Here is a 17,090-nt window from a genome sequence, read left to right on the forward strand (position 1 = left end):
GCCCGCGAAGGCGCCAGCGAGCAGGACGAGAACCGCTTCGAGCAGGAGAGCCGGGCTTTCTTCCAGCGCGTGCGCGACGCCTACCTGGCCATCGCCCGCCGCGAGCCCGCGCGCGTCTTCCTGGTGGACGCGCGCCGCCCCGCCGACGTCGTCCATCCTGAGATTGTCGCGGAGGTGAAGAAACGGCTGTTGATGAAGAACTAGCTCTTGGCTTTTGGCTCTTGGCTTTTGGCTCTTAGCTTTTGGCTTTTAGCTCTTAGCCCAGCCTTTTGCCTTTTTACTTTTGCCTTTCGGGAACCGCAGATGGGCTTCCAGGATTTCTACGGCAACGAGGAGGTGGTCACGCGGGTGCGCGAGATGCTCGCCCGCCGCCGCCTGCCCCACGCCATCATCCTCAGCGGCCCGCCGGGCGCCGGCAAGTACACCCTGGCGCAGATGATGGCCAAGGCTATGAACTGCCTGGCCCCACCGCCAGGCGGCCTCGCCGACTTCTGCGGCCGCTGTGCCAACTGCATCCGCATCGCCCAGGCCGACGACCTGGCAGCCCGCTTCGCCGAGGCGGTGGAGGCGCGCGAAGCCCTGCGCGAGACTGACAGGAAGGACACCCGCATCTTCGTCCAGACCCATCCCGACGTGCTCATCATCCCGCCCGACCCGCCGCAGATGATGATCAAGGTGGACCAAGTGCGCCGCGTCACCGAGACCATCTACTTCCGTCCCGGCGAAGGCCGTGAGCGCGTCTACATCTTCACCGACGGCGCCTTCCTCAAGGAGGCCGCCAACGCCCTGCTCAAGGTGCTGGAGGAGCCTCCGGAGTTCGCCACCCTCCTCCTGCTGGTGGAGAACCCGGGCCAACTGCTGCCCACCCTGCGCTCGCGTTCGATCCTCCTGAACCTGGCGGCGCTGGCGCCGGCCGCGATCGAGGAGTACCTGGCGGGCCGGCGACCCAGGTGGAGCGCCGGACAGCGCGCGCTGGTGGCGCGTCTCTCCGGCGGCGCGGTGGGCGCCGCCCTGGCCTTCGACCTGGAGCGCTACAGCGCCGCACGCCAGGACGCGCTCACCCTGCTCACCACCGCCGCCCGCAGCGAGGAGCACAGCGCCCTCTTCAAGGTCACCGAGGGCTATCGCTCCGGCGCCGAGGGCAAGGAGAAGACCGACGCCCTGCTGCGCGCCTTCTGTTCCCTGCTCGAAGACCTGCTCTTCCTGAAGTCGGGGACGCCGGAGCTGGTGCGCAACCGCGATCTGGCGGCCGCGCTCGCCCGCCTGGCCGAGGCGGTGGACTTCCCCTGGATCGCCGCCGCCGCCCTGCGCGCCGACGAGGTCCAGGCCGGCCTGCGCCGCAACCTGCTGCGCTCCCTCTCCCTCGACGCGCTCGTGGCCGCGCTGGAGCGCGGCTAGCTCTTGGCTCTTTGCCTTTTGCCTTTTGCCTTCTGCCTCCTGCAATCATCCGATCACGATCACCCGATCCAAAAAAAGGCCCTCCCGGGCGGGAGGGCCGATGGTTGTCCCAGGGCCGGTGTTAGAAGTTGAAGCGTACGGCAAACTGGATCTGCCGCGGGTCCTTGGCCGACAGGATCTGGCCGAACTGCGGGTTGATGTTGGGAACCAGGACGCCGTTCTGGATCCAAGCCCCATAGCCCTGCAGGCTGAGCTGGCTGATGGGATTGTAGAAGTTGGCCCGGTCGGTCAGGTTGTAGAACTCCGCCCGGAAGGTCAGCATGTGGCCCTCTCCGAAGACCTGGAAGCCCTTCTGGATGGCCATGTTCCAGCTGAAGTAGTTGGGCCCGGTGAACTGGTTGCGCCCGGAGTTGCCGGTGCAGGGCGTCCCGGCCACGCCGCTGAACAGCGTCCCAGAGGAAATCACAGCGCTGCCGGTGGTGGCGAAGCAGGCCGTCCCCGGCACCACCAGGTTGGTGGCGCTGATGGCGGCGTTGGGGTTGCCGTTGTTCTGGGCCACCGGTCCGACCACGTTGACCCGCTGGTCGATCTCGCCGAAAGTGGGTCCGGCGAAGATGGTGAAGGGCTGGCCGCTCTGCGCTACGAACACCCCCGCCAGCATCCAGTTCCCCGCCCAGGTGCCCTTGCCCGGGACCTGCCAGGCGTAATCCAGCACGAAGCGATGGGGTACGTTGAAGTCCGAGTTGCCCCAGTCGTTGTGCAGGAAGTTGTTGGGGTCCTGAGGCAGCAGGTAGCGGCTCACGTTGACGAAGCCGGCGCCGGTGGTGGTCAGCGCGGAACCCGCCGAAACCAGGCCCCCGGGCACCGGCGGACACGGGAAGGTCGCCGGCAAGGGGCCGAAGAAGGTGGTCAGCCCCAGGGCCGAGACCGGGTCCAGCCCGTAGCACAGGCTGGTGGGGCTGCCCAGGCCGGAGAGCTGGATCTGCCGGGTGGCGTTGGCCATGGTCACCGGCAGCAGCGGGAAGATGCCCACCGAGGCGTTGTCGCTGGACTTCGACCACACGTAGGTGGCGTTGAAGCTCAACCCGTGCCATCCCGTCTCCCGCAACCGCACCATCAGCGAGTTGTAGGTGGAGGAGCCCAGGTTGCTCATCATCATGACCGGGTAGAAGGAGTTGATGTCGCAACCCGGGGTGGTGGTGCAGAACCACTGCTGGTTGAAGTTGGCGTTGTGCACCACCGGCAGGTTGTAGCCCTGCGATCCCACCCAGCCCACCTCCAGCACCGCGTGGTTGCCCACCTGCTGCTGGATGCTGGCGTTGGCCTGCAGGGTGTACGGGGTATCGCTGTTGGCGAAGTCCATGGCCATCATGCCGAAGGGGCTGACCGCGGACTGGTCGGCGGGGCTAAAGGACGGGTCCGCCGGGTTGATGGTGATGTTGCCCATGCCGCAGGAGATGCCCGGGATGGGCGTGCTGAACCGATTGCAGACCCCGCCGAACAAGGTACTGAGGAAGGTCTGCCCGTAGATGAGCTGCGGGTTGAGCCCGACGAAGCCGGTCGGCCGGTTGTACATCAGGTCGGCGTACTGGTTGGTCGGCAACTGGTCGTAGAACAGGCCCACGCCTCCGCGGAAGACGGTCTTGCCGGTGCCGAAGAGGTCCCAGGCCAGGCCCACACGCGGGGCGAAGTTGGTGGCGTTCTGTCCCCTCACCCGGCCGTTGCCGCTGGGAGCGCAATTCCAGGGATAGCTGAAGCTGGTCAGAGCGGTGGGCGGCGCCGCGAAGTTGAAGAAGAAGCCCGGCGTGGAGGGGCAGACGTTGCCCATGGGGTCCTGCACCACGGTGCTGCCTTGCTGCACCAGGCCGTTGGCCGCGGGATCGAAGTTCCAGATGTTGTTGTTGTCCTCCGTGGGCGTGGTGAAGTACTCCCAGCGCACGCCCAGGTTGAGGGTGATGCGACGCGTGGCCCGCCACGTGTCCTGGGCGAAGAGAGCGAAGCCCTGGTGGCTGAAGGTGGCCGAATAGGGCGTGCTCTGCCGCGCCGCATAGTCGAACGAAGGATTGGAGAAGGCGGCGTTGCCCAGCAGCAGGGCGCAGAGGAACTGGCAGGTTTCGCTGTCGTTGGTGAACTCCCCGATGTTGCTGGAGACGATGAAGCCGCGCGCGAAGGAGCCGTCGAAGTAGTCGTCGGTGAGGTGGCGGTACTCCCCTCCGAACTTGAAGGAGTGCTTGCCGTGGGTCCAGGAGAGGGTGTCGCCGAGGAAGGCGGTGGTGTCGGTGGTGTTGGCGGGCGAGTTCAGGGGCGCCCCCAGCCGGGCCATGGGGAAGAGGCCGTCGAGGGTGGGCATCATGGGCTGGATGGCCCCGCCGCCCAGCAGGAAGGGCGTCCAGAAGGTATCGAACCAGCCCCCGAACGCAGACCCGAAGATGCATCCGGCGCAGTTGCCGCTGTATTGCGTGTCCAGGCCGCTGAGCAGGACGGTGGGCATGGTCCCGCTGGGCAGGCCTACGCTGGTGGCATTGAAATTGTGGTCCTGCGGCGTCTCATCGATGCGGAAGCGGTTGAAGCCGAAGTGCGCCTCGTTCAGCAGGGTGGGCGAGAAGGTGTGCGAGAAGCTGATGTTCAGGTTCTGGTTGAGGGCGTTGCGGTAGGAGCCGTTGCCGGGATAGGTGCCGCCCGAAGGCAGGCTGTCGTCGTGCAACTGGTTCAGGTCCTGGGCCACGTAGCGGAACGACCACGAGGAGCGGTCGCTCTGCACCCAGTCCAAGCGCCCCAGCACGTTGTTCACGTCGGTGTAGTTGGGCGCCTCGCCCTGGAAGAATTCCAGCGCGTCCGGCACTCCGATGACGTTGGGCTGCGGAAACAGCGCCAGGATGTGCTGCGCCAGCAGGTAGCTGGGATCGCTGCCTCCCAGCCCGGAGGCGAAGGTAGGCGCGGGGTAGCCGGCGCGTCCGGTCAGCGGCGAGAAGGTGCGGTCAAAGGTGCTGGGCACCCGCTCGAAGATGGGATTGGGATTGTCGATACGCGTGCCTTCGTAGCTGCCGAAGACGAAGAGCTTGTCCTTGCGGATGGGGCCGCCCAGGTTGAAGCCGAACTGCTGAGAGTTGAAGGGGATGGTGTGGCTGTCGTGCGCCGCCAGGATGGAGGCGGGATCGAACAGGGTGTTGGCGCCCGTTCCTCCGGTGATGCAGGGGGTGGCGGCGCTGATGCCGATGGAGTCGGTGCAGAAGCCGTTGGCCGCGGCCGTGGCCACGTAATCGTTGTAGTTGACGGGCGTGGCCGGGATGCCGGTGAGCGGGTCGGGAGAGAGCAGCGCCGTCGGCGTCATGGAGCCGGCGAAGGCCGCCGCCTGCGCGAAGGTGGTGTTGCTGTACACCGAGAGCGGAGAATCCGCGTTCAGCACGTCGCTGCCGAAGTAGCCGTAGGCGCTGCCGTGCCAGTTGTTGGTGGCGCGCCGCGTGACCACGTTGACCACGCCACCCTGCCCGCGTCCGTATTCCGCGGTCGCGTTGGAGGAAACCACCCGGAACTCCTGGATGGAGTCGTTCACCTGGAAGGGGATGGCCTGGTTGTTGGCGCTGGCCACGTTGTCGGAGCCGTCCAGCAGAAAGTCGTTGGTCTCGGGACGATTGCCGGCCACGCTGAAGGAACCGCCGGCCAACTCCGAGCCCGCCTGCACGTCATGGGTGTTGGGCGTGATCAGCCCCAGGGCCAGGAAGTTGCGGTTGTACAGCGGCAGGGCCTGCAATTGGTCGCGGGTGACCACGCCGCTGATGGCGGTGGAGACCGTCTCCGGGTGCACGCTGGGACCCTCCGCGGCCGCAGGGGCGGGAGCGGGCGCCGGCGCAACCCCGGGGGTGGTGGGCGCCGGGGCCGCCGCCTGCTGCTTCAGAGGAGGCAGGATCACGCGCTCGTCACCCACGTTCACGGCAATGCCGCCGCGCACGTCCACGGTGCGCCCATTCGACGTCGCCGTCACCTTGTAGCCTTCCGCCGGCGGAACCTCGGCGAAGTTGTAAGAGCCGTCCGAGCCGGTGGTGGTGGTGCGGGAGAATCCGAAAGACGGGTTCTCCAGGGTCACCGTGACCCCGGCCATGGGGTTGCCGGCCGAATCATAGACCGTACCGTACACCACCGCGTTCTGGGTGGCGGCGAACGCCGGCAGGGAAACCAGCAGCAGCGCGCACACCAGGATCGTCAACCAAGCATTCCTGCTCATATCGCCTCCGCAACGACTACGCGTGCCATGAAGTAATTTTCAGTTCACTGGGAATGAACTTTGCCGGAAGAGACAACCCTCCCGGCGCACTGCGGGGCCCGGGGCCTGGGACAAGTAGACGAGCATTGCCACGCCCACGTGCGAGTCTGTGCGGCGCAGTTATGGAACTGAAAACCCTACCACTTTGGCTGACAAAAGGCCACACGGAATTTGCCACCGCGGTTGCCGGAAAGGGCTCCCCGCCCCCCGCCCGCCAGGATTGTCAGCCCCCGGGCCTTGTGATAAGGTAGGCGGAATTCAGCCACCCTGCTCACTTGGGTCAAAGCCCCGAACCAGTCCCGTCGCGCCTTGGGTTATCTGCGGCGTGTCGGTAGCGCGATGACCGCAGCCAGGGAGGGAGCCGCCACCATGAAAGACGCATTGGAGAGCACCGCCGTGAGCCGGGCCTCGGAAGCCGAAGGCTACGGCAACCGCAAGCTGATCCGGCCCTCCCTGAACCGTCCCGATCCCCCCGCCGAACACCGCGAGCGCCCCGAGCGCCCCGCCGGTGCCCCCAAGAAGATCCCGCCCCCGGAGCAGACCCACGCCGAGAACTTCTATTACCAGAAGCAGATGCAGTCCAAGACCCCCATGGTGGTGGTGCTGCACGACGGGGAAGAGATCCACGGGGTCATCGAGTGGTATGACCGCGGCTGCATCAAGGTGAACCGCGCCGAGGGCCAGCCCAACCTGCTCATCTACAAGCCCGCCATCAAATACATGTTCAAAGCGGGCGAGAACGGGAAGAGCGGTTCCTAGTACTCAGTACCCAGTACTCAGAGAGCCTGATCCGGCGAAAAGAGGAAAAGGGGACGGGCGGCGCCCGTCCCCTTTCACTTTCTCTCTGATTCTCTCTGAGTACTGAGTACTGAGTACTGAGTACTGCTTTTTAGAGTTTAGGCAGCACGATCCCGGTCTGCCCCTGGTATTTGCCCTTCTTGTCCTTGTAGCTGACCTCGCACGCCTCGTCCGATTGGAAGAAGAGGATCTGGCACAACCCCTCGTTGGCGTAGATCTTGGCGGGCAGGGGGGTGGTGTTGGAGATCTCCAGGGTGACGAAGCCCTCCCACTCCGGCTCGAACGGGGTCACGTTCACGATGATGCCGCAGCGCGCGTAGGTGCTCTTGCCCACGCAGATGGTGAGCACGTCGCGCGGGATCTTGAAGTACTCCACCGAGCGCGCCAGCGCGAACGAGTTCGGCGGGATGATGGCGCACTCGGTGCGCACGGTCACGAAGCTGCGCTCGTCGAAGTGCTTGGGGTCGACGATGGCCGACATCACGTTGGTGAAGATCTTGAACTCGTCCGACACCCGCAGGTCGTAGCCGTAGCTCGACACCCCGAACGACACCACCCCCTCCCGTATCTGCTTCTCGGCGAAGGGATTGATCATGTCGTGCTCCAGCGCCATCTTGCGGATCCAGCGGTCACTCTTCAATGCCATGGGTCGCCTCGTCTCCGGGAAGTCCTGCATCTTAACGGGGGCGCGCATGGTTGACAATGGGGGGCGCTTCTTCTAGCATCCGCGCTTGGCAACTGTATGATTCGGAACTGGAAAGCCTGACGGGCAGCAGCCCCAAGGTGGAGCCCCCGTGATCAAGCTGGACATCATCAACGAGGTGGTCAACAAGACCGGCATCACCAAGACCAAGGCCGAGCTGGCCGTGGAAACCGTCTTCGAGAGCATGAAGAAGGCCCTGGCCTCGGGCAACCGCATCGAGCTGCGCGGCTTCGGCGTCTTCAACGTGCGCCCGCGCAAGACCGGCATCGGGCGCAACCCCCGCACCGGTGCCGAGGTCAACATCCCCCCCGGCAAGGCGGTCCGCTTCAAGCCCGGTAAGGAACTGCAGTCCATCGACTAGCCGCCGGCACCGCGGGCCCGGCCCGCCCGCTCCCTGATGTCCGACTTCGATCCCCAGAACCCGCCTCCCACCCCCCCGGAAGACCTCCTGCCGGAAGTGCCCGCAGGCCCGGAGGTGGTGTGGGTGCTGCACCCGCCCCGCCGCCGCTACCGCCTGAACGTCCTGCTGCTGCTGCTCACCCTGCTGACCACGCTCACCGCGGGCGCGCGCCTGGAGTACAACTTCCTCCACCACCAGCCCGCCTACACCTCCGACACCGATTACTTCCCCCAGCTCTGGGCCTGGAGCCATCCCTCCCGCCTGCTGCTGGGAATCCCCTTCTCCGCCACCCTGCTGCTCATCCTGCTGGCCCACGAGATGGGACACTTCGTCTGGTGCGTGCGCCACCGCGTCTACGCCACCCTGCCCTTCTTCCTGCCCTCGCCCTTCCTGATGGGGACCTTCGGGGCGGTCATCCGCATCCGCTCCCCCATCCCCTCGCGCCGGGCGCTCTTCGACATCGGTATCGCCGGGCCCATCGCGGGCTTCGTGCTGGCGGTGCCCGCCCTGGCCCTGGGGATGATGTGGTCGCGCGTGGCTCCGGATTTGGTCGCGCAGAGCGACCTGCGCTTCGGTCACTCCCTCATCTTCGACCTGCTGCGCGGGCTGGCGCCGCAGGGCGCCGCTCCCTGGAGCGACCTCTCCTTGCACCCGGTGGCGGTGGCCGCCTGGGTGGGCATGCTGGCCACCACCCTGAATCTCATTCCCGGCGGCCAGCTCGACGGCGGCCACATCGTCTACGCGCTCTTCCCCCGCGCCCACGCCTGGGTCTCGCGCCTGGCGGTGGTGGCGCTGGCGGGCTTCGGCCTGCGCTTCTGGCCGGGATGGCTGATGTGGAGCGTGATCCTGCTGGTCACCGGCACCCGCCACCCTGAGGTCCCGCCCCAGCCTCCGCTCGACGTCCCCCGCAAGCTGCTGGCCCTGGTGGCCCTGGCCATCTTCCTGCTCACCTTCATGCCCTCACCCATCCCCGGCCACGGCCTCCAGGAACTCCGCCAGCTCTTCCACGGGCAGTAGCGCCGGCGTCTCGCCGGCTGTCGTGAGGGCGTCCCGCCCTCGCCCCCACTCTTTCGAGATGTCATCCTTCGCGAGGCGAAGCCGAGCGGAGGATCTGGCGAGGTGGTCGGCACCACCAGCCCGGTGGCGCCTGCTCTGTTGCCAGATCCTCCCGCCTCCCTTCGGTCGGCGGAAGGATGACACCTGGTTGCATTTGTACTTGCGCCTGGCAACTGGCTACTGGCGACTGCCCTACAGCAGCGATTGCGGGTCCACGTCCACCAGGATGTGCGTGCGCGGGATCTTCTCTTCTGCTGCGTGCTCCAGCATCGCACGCAAGAGCGCATTCAGCTTCTCCCGGCTCTCCGACTTGAGCACGAAGTGGTAGCGGTAGTCGCGCTTCAGCCGCACCAGCGGCGCCGCCGCCGGCCCCAGCACCCGGATGCCGGGATGCCGCGCCCGGTCGAACCATCGTCCCAGCACGCCCGCCCACCGCAGCGCCTGCTCCAGCTTGGCGCTGCGCACCAGCACGTTGGCGAGCGCACTGAAGGGCGGATAGCGCATCAGGCTCCGGAACCGGATCTCCTTCTCGTAGAAGCCGGCGTAGTCGTGCCGCGAGGCGAACTGCACCGCGTAGTGCTCCGGGAAGTAGGTCTGCAGGATGACCTTGCCGGGCGCGTCGCCGCGTCCCGCGCGTCCCGCCACCTGGGTGAAGAGATGGAAGGTGCGCTCGGCGGCGCGGAAGTCGGGAAAGCCCAGCGCCTGGTCCGCGCCCACCACTCCCACCAGAGTGACGCCGTGGATGTCGTGCCCCTTGGCGATCATCTGCGTGCCCGCCAGCAGGTCGAGTTCGCCGGCGTGGAAGGCGCCCAGCACGCGCTCGAAGTCGCGGCGGCCGCGCACCGTGTCGCGGTCCAGCCGCGCCAGCCGCGCCCGCGGAAACTCCGCCCGCAAGCGCTCTTCCAGCTTCTCCGAGCCCGTCCCCAGGAAGAAGATGTACTCGCTGCCGCACTTGGGACACACCTTGGGCACGCTCCGCCACCACCCGCAAACGTGACAGAGCATGCGGCGCTCGCGCTGGTGGAAGGTCAGCGCGACGGCGCAGTTCTTGCACTGCAGGCTCTCGCCGCACTCGCGGCAGAGCACGACGGCGGAGTAGCCGCGGCGGTTGAGCAGCACCATGGCCTGCTCGCCGCGTGCCAGGCACTCGCGCAGTTCCGCCACCAGCGCGCGCGACAGGAAGTCCTCGCGCCCCACCTCGCGGAACTCGGCGCGCATGTCCACCACCTCGACCTGCGGCAGCGGCCGCCGCTCCACGCGGTCAGGCAATTCCAGCAGCGCGTACTTGCCGACCTTGGCGTTCTGGTAAGACTCGAGCGCGGGCGTGGCCGAGGCCAGCACCACCGCCGCGCCTGCCAGCTTGCCGCGCATCACCGCGACGTCGCGGCCGTGGTAGCGCGGGGTCTCATCCTGCTTGTAGCTGGTGTCCTGCTCCTCGTCCACCACCAGGAGCGCCAGGTCGCGCACCGGAGCGAAGACGGCGGAGCGCGTGCCCACGACGATGCGGGCGTCGCCACGCCGGATCCGGCGCCACTGTTCGGCGCGCTCGTCGGCGGTCAGCGCCGAGTGCAGGATGGCGACCTCATCGCCGAACAACTCCGCCAGGTGCGCCGCCGCCGCCGGCGTCAGGCCGATCTCCGGTACCAGCAAGAGCGCGGAACGGCCGGACTTGAGCACCTGTTGCATGGCCGCCAGGTACACCGCGGTCTTGCCCGAGCCGGTCACGCCGTAAAGCAGCGCAACGGAGAACTTGCGCACCGCAACCGCCGCCTGGATGTGGTCGAGCGCCTTCTGCTGCGCTGGGTTCAGGGGGAAGTCGAGCGCGGCGCGCGCCGGCTTGAAGCCCGAGACCTCGAACTCCGCCGGCTCTTCCACGATCTCCACCAGCCCGCGGCGCACCAGCGTCCCCAGCGTGGTGCGCGGGACCTCCAGGCCGCGCAGGGTCTCGACCGCGAGGCGCCCGCCGGCGGCAGCCAGGGTTTCGGCCAGGCGGCGCTGGTTGGCGTTGAGTTTGCCGGTGATTTCGCGCAGGATGGCGACGCGCACGATGCGCCGGGCATCGCGCGCCGCCGAGACGTCCTCGCGCGTGACCCACTTCTTGCGCACCATCCCGGCCAGCAGCGCCGCCGAGGCGCGAGTGGCGGCGCGCAGCGTCTCTTCGCGCGCGGCCTCGCGGTCGGCAAGGTAGTCGAGCACCAGCATCTCCCGTGCCTGCTCGTCATGCGAGCGCTTGGAGCGTCGCGAGGTGCCAAGCGTGGCGGAGGCGTGCAGGACTTCGATTCCCAGGTCGGTGATCTGGTAGGCGTGCGCGCGGCGGACTTCGGCGCCCAGCGGCAGCATGCTGCGGAAGACCTCGCCCAGCGGCGCCAGGTAGTAGTGCGCGATCCACTCGCCCAGGCGCAGCAGGTGCGGGTCGAGCACGGGCTCGGCGTCGAGCACAGCCAAGACCTTCTTGGCCTCGACCTGGGGTGGGCGGTCGTGCAGCGCTACCACGATCCCCGGCAGGCGCTCGTTGCGGAAAGGGACGAGCACGCGCCCGCCCACCACCGGCTCCGCCCCGTCCAGCGCGTAGGTGAAGCTCATCTCCAGGGGCACGGGCAGCGCGACATCGCAGAAGAGGGGCATGGGCTGAGGGGATTGTAGCGGAGGCGCGGCCCGGTCGCCGCGTCCCCGACGGACGTTGTATCAGGGCAGGCCGGAACCCGTCCCGAGCTTGTCGAGCCCTCCTCTTGCCTGCCGGCCGATGGGTGTGGTATATACTGAACCTAATGGTTCAGTATCAACGAGCCCATCTCGATGCCTCGTTCGCCGCGCTCTCGGACGCCACCCGACGCGGCGTTCTGGAGCAGCTCGGGCGTTCCGACGCTTCGATCACGGACCTCGCCGAGAAGTTCCACATGACCCTCACGGGCATGAAGAAGCACGTCGGCGTCTTGGAGCAGGCCGGGCTCGTCACCACGGAGAAGGTCGGGCGCGTGCGGACCTGCAAGATCGGCCCGCGCCGATTGGAGGAAGAAGCGGCCTGGATCGAGAGGTATCGCCAGCTCTGGGACGCACGCTTCGATGAGTTGGACAAGGTTGTCGAGGAATTGAAACGGAAGGAGAAGGTCGATGGACGCAAGAAGAGAGAGTGAGGGCACAGCGAGGAAGAACCGCACGACTGTGGAACGGAAGTCCGAGCGTGAGATCGTGGTCACGCGAACTTTCAACGCTCCGGCGCGCCTCGTGTTCGAGGCGTGGACCAAACCCGAGCTGTTCCAGCAATGGTGGGTGCCGAAGTCGATGGACATGGCCCTGCTTTCCTGCGAGATGGATGTTCGCGTCGGGGGCAGGTACCGTCTGGTGTTCAGCCACCCAGCCTCCGCGCAGCCGATGGAGTTCTTCGGCCGGTACATCGAAGTGACGCCGCACTCGCGCCTCGCTTGGACCAATGAGGAAGCTGGCGAGGCTGGGTCTGTCACCACAGTGACCTTCGAAGAAAAAGGCTGCAAGACGCTGCTCGTCGTGCACGACCTCTATCCCTCGAAGGAAGCTCTCGACGCTGCCGGCACCGGGGCGGCGGATGCGATGAACGAGACCTTCGCGCAACTGGACCAGCTTCTCGTCACCCTGGGCGCGAGCGTTGGGTCGAATCAGGGCGCGCCTCGGTAGCCCAGGGCTTCAGCCCGAGACATGGCGGGGAGCCTCCCTCACCCCCCCTTGTCATCCTGAGCGAGCGGCGGCTTGCGGCGAAGCCGCAAGCCGCCGCGAGTCGAAGTTGAGGCGCTTAGCGGGCGTGAGCGAAGCGGGAGCCCGCTGCCGAAATCCCGAGCGCAGCGAGGGAGCTCTCTCCCGATCGGGGTTCTTCGGTCGCGCTCGCTTTCTGCGTCTCCCGCCAAGGCGGGATCCGCAGCGCTCCGGCTCCCTCAGGATGACAATCTGCAGGAGGGACTCTGCGGCACGGCTGAAGCCGTGCCCTTTCAAGGCTCGGCAGCGCGACGTCGCAAAAGAGGGCCATGGGCTGAGGCGATTGTAGCGGAGTGTCAGGACGGCGTGGCGGCGCCGCCCCGCGCCGCGCCCCAGGCCTGCGCGGCGGAGAGGAAGAGCCAGGGCTCGAGCACGGCGTTGATGGTCGCGTGGGCGGCGATGCAGGGAGCCACGCTGCGTCCCGCCAGGACGAAGACGGCGGCCAGGGCCGCGCCCAGCAGCCCGGTGGCCGCGGCCGCGCCCGCCGCCACCCGCAGCGAGCCCGCCGCCAGGCCCCACACCGCGTGCAGCAGGCCGAAGATCACCGCCGAGAGCGCGATCTGCGCCAGCACGCCCGCGCCCCGCGCCGCCACCAGGTTCATCAGCCAGCGGCGGAAGTAGACCTCCTCGACGATGCCGCTGACCAGGGCCATGGGGATGGCCATCAGTTTGAGCGCGTTCAGCCGCAGCAGGTTCTGCCGGATGACCGGGTTGGGGCGCGCGCTGGCCACGATGAAGGCCAGGGCGACCAGCCCCGCCAGCGCCCAACCTGCCGCCGTGCCGCGCCCGCCGGCAGCGAAGCCCAGGGTGCGCAGGATGGCCGCCGGCGTCCGCCCCAGCGCCCGGAACCAGAAGGGCACAGACTCGGCCACGGTGATGCCGATCAGGAAGAGCCAGGTTTTCTTCTCCGGGGACATGGATGGAGGGATTGTAGCGTGCGCGTGGGCAGCGCGCGCTCCAGGCGTGCCGAGAGCGACCTTGCTTGTTCATTGTCATCCTGAGCGAGCCGCGAAGGAGCGGAGGCGACCGAGCGGCGAGTCGAAGGACCGCTATCGTGCAGACAATCTCGATGAAACTCCTTCCATCATTCGGGAACTGGTCGAGGGAATAGGGGTCCCTCGACTCGCGGCGCTTTGCGGCACCGCTGAAGCGGTGCCCTGATACGACAGGCGATCTACTTCTTGGCCGCCGGCTTCAGCCCCAGGAACTTCATGACCATCTGCAGGTCTTTCCAGGCCTCGCCTTTCTGGCGGGGGTCGCGCAGCAGGAAGGCCGGGTGGTAGGTGACGGCCAGGCGCGAGCCGCGGAAGTCGTACCAGCGGCCGCGCAGGTTGCCCATGGAGTCGTTCAGGCCGAGCAGGTTCTTGGCCGCCACCGCGCCCAGGGCCACGAGGCACTTGGGTCCGATGGCGGCGATCTGGCGCAGCAGGAAGGGCGAGCAGGTCTCGCACTCCTCGCGCTCCGGGGTGCGGTTGCCGGGGGGACGGCACTTGACCACGTTGGCGATGTAGACCTGTTCGCGGCGCAGGCCCATGGCGCGGATCATGTCGTTGAGCAGTTGGCCGGCGCGGCCCACGAAGGGCTCGCCCTGGGCATCTTCGTCGGCGCCCGGGCCCTCGCCCACGAACATCAGCTCCGCGTTGGAGTTGCCCACACCGAAGACGATCTGCTTGCGGCCCTGCTTGGCGAGCGGGCAGCGGGTGCAGTCGCCCAGGTCGTCTCGGATGATGCGGAGCTTGGCGCCGGCGTCGAGGCCCGCCTGCTGCTCGGGAAGCGCGGGCTGGAAGAGGGAAGAGGGCTCGTCGGGGATGCGGAGACTGACCGCTTCGCGGTCCTGCACGGATCCAAGATCCGTGCCTACACGAGCCTCCCGGCGGTAGAAGTCGTGAATGCCGAGGTCGCGATAGTACTGGAGGCGGGCAGCCAGGGCGCGGCGCTGTTCCGGGTCGAGAGGGCGGCCCATGGCTAGCGGCGGGCGCCCGCGGGCGAGCGGTGCGGAGCCTTCTTCAAGCGCACCACCGCGTCGAGCACGCGGTGCGCGACCTCCCACTTGCTGCTCTCGGGGACCTCGAGCTTGTCTTTGGGGGTGAGGATGGTGACGGCGTTGCGGTCGGAGTCGAAGCCGATGCCGGCACGCGAGACGTCGTTGACCACGATGGCGTCGAGGGACTTGGCGGCCAGCTTCTTGCGCGCGTTCTCCAGGGCGTGCTCGGTCTCGGCGGCGAAGCCGATGAGCAGTTGCGCTTTGCGGCGCGCGGCCAATTCGGCCAGGATGTCGGCGGTGGGCTTGAGGTCCAGCGCCATGGCGCCCTTGCGCTTGATCTTGTGCGCGGCAGGCTGGGCGGCGGCGTAGTCACTGACGGCGGCGGCGCCGATGACGATGGTGGCGGCGTCGAAGCGGGCGAGCACGGCCTCGCGCATCTCGGCGGCGGTCTGGACCGCGACCACCTCGGCGGCGCCCGGAGGCTTCAGGTTGGTGGGCCCGGTGATGAGCACGACGTGGGCGCCGCGGCGCAGCGCCGCTTCCGCCAGCGCGTAGCCCATCTTGCCGCTGGAGCGGTTGCTGAGGTAGCGCACGGGGTCGAGGGGCTCACGGGTGGGGCCGGCGGTGATGAGCACGGTCTCGCCGGCCAGGTCCTGGGCGGCGCCCAGGGCCTCCATCACCGCGGCCACGATGGAATCGTTGGCGGCCAGGCGGCCGGGGCCGGTCATGCCGCAGGCCAGGTAGCCGGCGTCGGGCTCGACCACGCGCACCCCGCGCTGCCGGAGCGCGGCCACGTTCTCGCGGGTGGCGGCGTGCTCCCACATGTTGACGTTCATGGCGGGGGCGACGACCACGGGCGCGGTTGTGGCCAGATAAAGGGTGGTGAGGAAGTCGTCGGCCACGCCGTGGGCGAACTTGGCGAGGACGTCGGCGGTGGCGGGCGCGACCACCAGGGCGTCGATGGCCTGGGCGACCGCGATGTGCTCGACCGCGGAGTCGATGTTGGGGCTCTCGGCGCCGGCCTCGAAGAGCCCGGTGATGACCTTTTCGCCGGAGAGCGCGGCGAAGGTGAGCGGGCGGACGAACTCCTGCGCGGCCTTGGTCATGACGACCTGGACACGGATGCCGCGGTCCTGGAGCAGGCGCACCAGCTCGGCCGCCTTATAGGCGGCGATGCCACCGGTCACGCCGAGGGCGATCTTCATGGGGTTGATTGTAACGCAGGGTGGTCGTCGGTCGTCGGCCTTCGGTCGTCGGCCAGGGCGCTGGCGGTCCCGGTGCTGCACGCGAGATCCTTCGGCGCTCCAAGCACCCTCAGGATGACGCCTTCAAGAAGTGTAGGCCGAGGACCGACGACCGAGGGCCGACGGCCGGGCACACGTCCGCCCCGGAACAACACGCAGGGTGGAATGGTGCGCTAGCGGCTGCCCAGGGCCTTGTCCAGCAACTCGTTGGCCACGGTGGCGGCGGACTTGGGCTCGCCGATGATCCACTTGACCTTGCCCGCCTTGATCTCTTCCTGGGCGATGCGGCAAGGCTTGCGCGAAGCGGTGGCGACCAGGGGCGGCGCGCCTCCCTGGAGCTGGCGGGCGCGGCGCGCGGCCACCAGGATGTAGCGGTAGTTGCTGTCGAATCCTTCCATGAACCCCAATGCCTTTCTACCTCAACTGCGGCCGGAAACGGCCGTACCCGCGAACGAGGCCAGGATAGGCAGGACCTGCGGGCGCATGTTGGCCTGCAGGCTCTTCTTGGCTTCGCCGACCAAAGCCTCTTCCACCGGGGACAACTTGCCGCCGGAGCGCAGCAGGCGCTCCGCGACCACGATATCCCGGAGGCGTTCGATGGAGGGCTCCAGTTGGTCGTTGACAAGAATATAGCTGTAAGCACTCCAATTCTCAATCTCTTTCGCGGCGGCGAGCAGGCGGCGCTGCAGGACGGCGGGCTCGAGGGCGCCTTCGGCCTGGCTACGGCGGCGCAGGCGGCGCTCCAGCTCCTCGCGCGAGGGCGGCAGGACGAAGATGCTGACGGCCTCCGGCAGCTTCTGCTTGATCTGGGCGGCGCCCTGCACGTCGATGTCGAGCAGCAGGTCTTCGCCGCGGGCGCGCGCCTCCTCCAGGAAGCGGCGGGCGGTGCCGTAGTAGTTGCCGAAGACGTCGGCGTGCTCCAGGAACTCGCCCGCCTGGATCATGCGCTCGAACTCCTGGCGCGCGATGAAGAAGTACTCGCGGCCGTCGTGCTCGCTGCCCCGCGGCGCGCGCGTGGTGTAGGAGATGGAGAAGTGCAGGCGCGGCACCGTGCTCAGCAGGCCGTGCAGCAGGGTGGACTTCCCCGATCCCGAGGGCGCGGAGACGATGTAGACCAGGGGGTTCATTCCAGGTTGAGCACCTGCTCGCGGGACTTTTCGATCTCCGACTTCATGGCCAGGCCATGCTCGGTGATGCGCAGGCCCTCGCCGGCCAGCCCGGCGGTCTTGGAGAGCATGGTATTGGCCTCGCGGTTCATCTCCTGCAGCAGGAAGTCGAGTTTCTTGCCGGTCTCGCCGCCGGCCTCGAGCAAATCCAGGAACTGCGTGACGTGGGCCTCCAGCCGCACTAGTTCTTCCTGGACGTCGCTGCGCTCGGCCAGCAGCGCGGCTTCCTGCAGGATGCGCTCGGGATCGGCGTGGCCGCCCAGCAGCTCCTGCATGCGCGATTGTACTTTCTCCAAGTGGGCGCGCAAGACCGCGGCCCGCAGCTTGGAGACCTCGGCGGTGGCGGCGCGCAGG

The 17,090-nt window shown here is 67.8% G+C and carries 16 protein-coding genes; 7 read left to right on the top strand and 9 right to left on the bottom strand.

Annotation, left to right across the window (positions count from 1 at the left end):
- Together VEG08_00800 and VEG08_00805 are read left to right on the top strand one after the other, a co-directional pair.
- A partial coding sequence (locus VEG08_00800) for a hypothetical protein (GenBank protein HXZ26516.1) occupies nucleotides 1-204 on the top strand: 204 nt, incomplete at its 5' end.
- A 99-nt stretch (nucleotides 205-303) separates the two neighbouring features.
- Nucleotides 304-1,398: a DNA polymerase III subunit delta' gene (locus tag VEG08_00805; protein HXZ26517.1), complete on the top strand. Its 1,095-nt coding sequence runs from the start codon at nucleotides 304-306 to the stop codon at nucleotides 1,396-1,398.
- Nucleotides 1,399-1,519: 121 nt separating this feature from the next.
- Here the strand turns inward: VEG08_00805 and VEG08_00810 are convergent, their stop codons facing one another.
- Nucleotides 1,520-5,602: a carboxypeptidase regulatory-like domain-containing protein gene (locus VEG08_00810; GenBank protein ID HXZ26518.1), complete on the bottom strand. Its 4,083-nt coding sequence runs from the start codon at nucleotides 5,600-5,602 to the stop codon at nucleotides 1,520-1,522.
- A 426-nt stretch (nucleotides 5,603-6,028) separates the two neighbouring features.
- On the opposite strand from VEG08_00810, the gene VEG08_00815 reads away from it, so the two are divergent.
- Entirely contained in the window at nucleotides 6,029-6,418 is a 390-nt protein-coding gene (locus tag VEG08_00815) for an RNA chaperone Hfq (GenBank protein ID HXZ26519.1), read from the top strand.
- A gap of 130 nt (nucleotides 6,419-6,548) precedes the next feature.
- Here VEG08_00815 and dcd read toward each other — a convergent pair whose 3' ends face one another.
- The gene (gene dcd / locus VEG08_00820) at nucleotides 6,549-7,103 is read right to left on the bottom strand and encodes a dCTP deaminase (protein HXZ26520.1); all 555 of its coding nucleotides are present in this window, start codon (nucleotides 7,101-7,103) and stop codon (nucleotides 6,549-6,551) included.
- 148 nt (nucleotides 7,104-7,251) lie between these two features.
- On the opposite strand from dcd, the gene VEG08_00825 reads away from it, so the two are divergent.
- Nucleotides 7,252-7,521 (top strand): HU family DNA-binding protein, encoded by a 270-nt coding sequence (locus VEG08_00825; protein HXZ26521.1) that lies wholly within the window; start codon nucleotides 7,252-7,254, stop codon nucleotides 7,519-7,521.
- A 36-nt stretch (nucleotides 7,522-7,557) separates the two neighbouring features.
- Entirely contained in the window at nucleotides 7,558-8,577 is a 1,020-nt protein-coding gene (locus VEG08_00830) for a site-2 protease family protein (GenBank protein ID HXZ26522.1), read from the top strand.
- Between the two features lie 231 nt (nucleotides 8,578-8,808).
- Here VEG08_00830 and priA read toward each other — a convergent pair whose 3' ends face one another.
- On the bottom strand, nucleotides 8,809-11,241 hold the full coding sequence (priA, locus tag VEG08_00835) for a primosomal protein N' (GenBank protein HXZ26523.1): 2,433 nt from the start codon (nucleotides 11,239-11,241) through the stop codon (nucleotides 8,809-8,811).
- A 143-nt stretch (nucleotides 11,242-11,384) separates the two neighbouring features.
- Between priA and VEG08_00840 the strand changes: the two genes are divergently transcribed.
- On the top strand, nucleotides 11,385-11,750 hold the full coding sequence (locus tag VEG08_00840; GenBank protein ID HXZ26524.1) for a metalloregulator ArsR/SmtB family transcription factor: 366 nt from the start codon (nucleotides 11,385-11,387) through the stop codon (nucleotides 11,748-11,750).
- Between the two features lie 28 nt (nucleotides 11,751-11,778).
- Entirely contained in the window at nucleotides 11,779-12,267 is a 489-nt protein-coding gene (locus VEG08_00845; GenBank protein HXZ26525.1) for an SRPBCC domain-containing protein, read from the top strand.
- Nucleotides 12,268-12,638: 371 nt separating this feature from the next.
- Here VEG08_00845 and VEG08_00850 read toward each other — a convergent pair whose 3' ends face one another.
- The 6 genes from VEG08_00850 to VEG08_00875 form a co-directional block, all read right to left on the bottom strand.
- On the bottom strand, nucleotides 12,639-13,259 hold the full coding sequence (locus tag VEG08_00850) for a CPBP family intramembrane glutamic endopeptidase (protein HXZ26526.1): 621 nt from the start codon (nucleotides 13,257-13,259) through the stop codon (nucleotides 12,639-12,641).
- A 257-nt stretch (nucleotides 13,260-13,516) separates the two neighbouring features.
- Nucleotides 13,517-14,305 carry a uracil-DNA glycosylase gene (locus tag VEG08_00855; protein HXZ26527.1) on the bottom strand — a complete coding sequence of 263 codons (789 nt, stop codon included), beginning with the start codon at nucleotides 14,303-14,305 and terminating at the stop codon, nucleotides 13,517-13,519.
- A 2-nt stretch (nucleotides 14,306-14,307) separates the two neighbouring features.
- Nucleotides 14,308-15,531, bottom strand: a complete 1,224-nt coding sequence (gene coaBC / locus VEG08_00860; protein HXZ26528.1) for a bifunctional phosphopantothenoylcysteine decarboxylase/phosphopantothenate--cysteine ligase CoaBC — start codon at nucleotides 15,529-15,531, stop codon at nucleotides 14,308-14,310.
- Nucleotides 15,532-15,743: 212 nt separating this feature from the next.
- Complete coding sequence (rpoZ, locus tag VEG08_00865) at nucleotides 15,744-15,968, bottom strand: DNA-directed RNA polymerase subunit omega (GenBank protein ID HXZ26529.1); 225 nt, start codon at nucleotides 15,966-15,968, stop codon at nucleotides 15,744-15,746.
- 21 nt (nucleotides 15,969-15,989) lie between these two features.
- A complete protein-coding gene (gmk, locus tag VEG08_00870; protein HXZ26530.1) occupies nucleotides 15,990-16,697 on the bottom strand; it encodes a guanylate kinase in 708 nt (235 codons plus the stop codon).
- A partial coding sequence (locus tag VEG08_00875; GenBank protein HXZ26531.1) for a DUF1732 domain-containing protein occupies nucleotides 16,694-17,090 on the bottom strand: 397 nt, incomplete at its 5' end. The genes VEG08_00875 and gmk, both read right to left, overlap by 4 nt.

The organism is Terriglobales bacterium (assembly GCA_035624475.1).
Classification (GTDB): domain Bacteria; phylum Acidobacteriota; class Terriglobia; order Terriglobales; family Acidobacteriaceae; genus DASPRL01.

Bases quoted from the DNA above. Each gene is read 5' to 3' on its own strand.
- VEG08_00805 (HXZ26517.1), top strand. From the start codon at position 304: ATGGGCTTCCAGGATTTCTACGGCAACGAGGAGGTGGTCACGCGGGTG.
- VEG08_00815 (HXZ26519.1), top strand. From the start codon at position 6,029: ATGAAAGACGCATTGGAGAGCACCGCCGTGAGCCGGGCCTCGGAAGCC.
- dcd (HXZ26520.1), bottom strand. From the start codon at position 7,103: ATGGCATTGAAGAGTGACCGCTGGATCCGCAAGATGGCGCTGGAGCAC.
- VEG08_00830 (HXZ26522.1), top strand. From the start codon at position 7,558: ATGTCCGACTTCGATCCCCAGAACCCGCCTCCCACCCCCCCGGAAGAC.
- priA (HXZ26523.1), bottom strand. From the start codon at position 11,241: ATGCCCCTCTTCTGCGATGTCGCGCTGCCCGTGCCCCTGGAGATGAGC.
- VEG08_00840 (HXZ26524.1), top strand. From the start codon at position 11,385: ATGGTTCAGTATCAACGAGCCCATCTCGATGCCTCGTTCGCCGCGCTC.
- VEG08_00850 (HXZ26526.1), bottom strand. From the start codon at position 13,259: ATGTCCCCGGAGAAGAAAACCTGGCTCTTCCTGATCGGCATCACCGTG.
- VEG08_00855 (HXZ26527.1), bottom strand. From the start codon at position 14,305: ATGGGCCGCCCTCTCGACCCGGAACAGCGCCGCGCCCTGGCTGCCCGC.
- coaBC (HXZ26528.1), bottom strand. From the start codon at position 15,531: ATGAAGATCGCCCTCGGCGTGACCGGTGGCATCGCCGCCTATAAGGCG.
- rpoZ (HXZ26529.1), bottom strand. From the start codon at position 15,968: ATGGAAGGATTCGACAGCAACTACCGCTACATCCTGGTGGCCGCGCGC.
- gmk (HXZ26530.1), bottom strand. From the start codon at position 16,697: ATGAACCCCCTGGTCTACATCGTCTCCGCGCCCTCGGGATCGGGGAAG.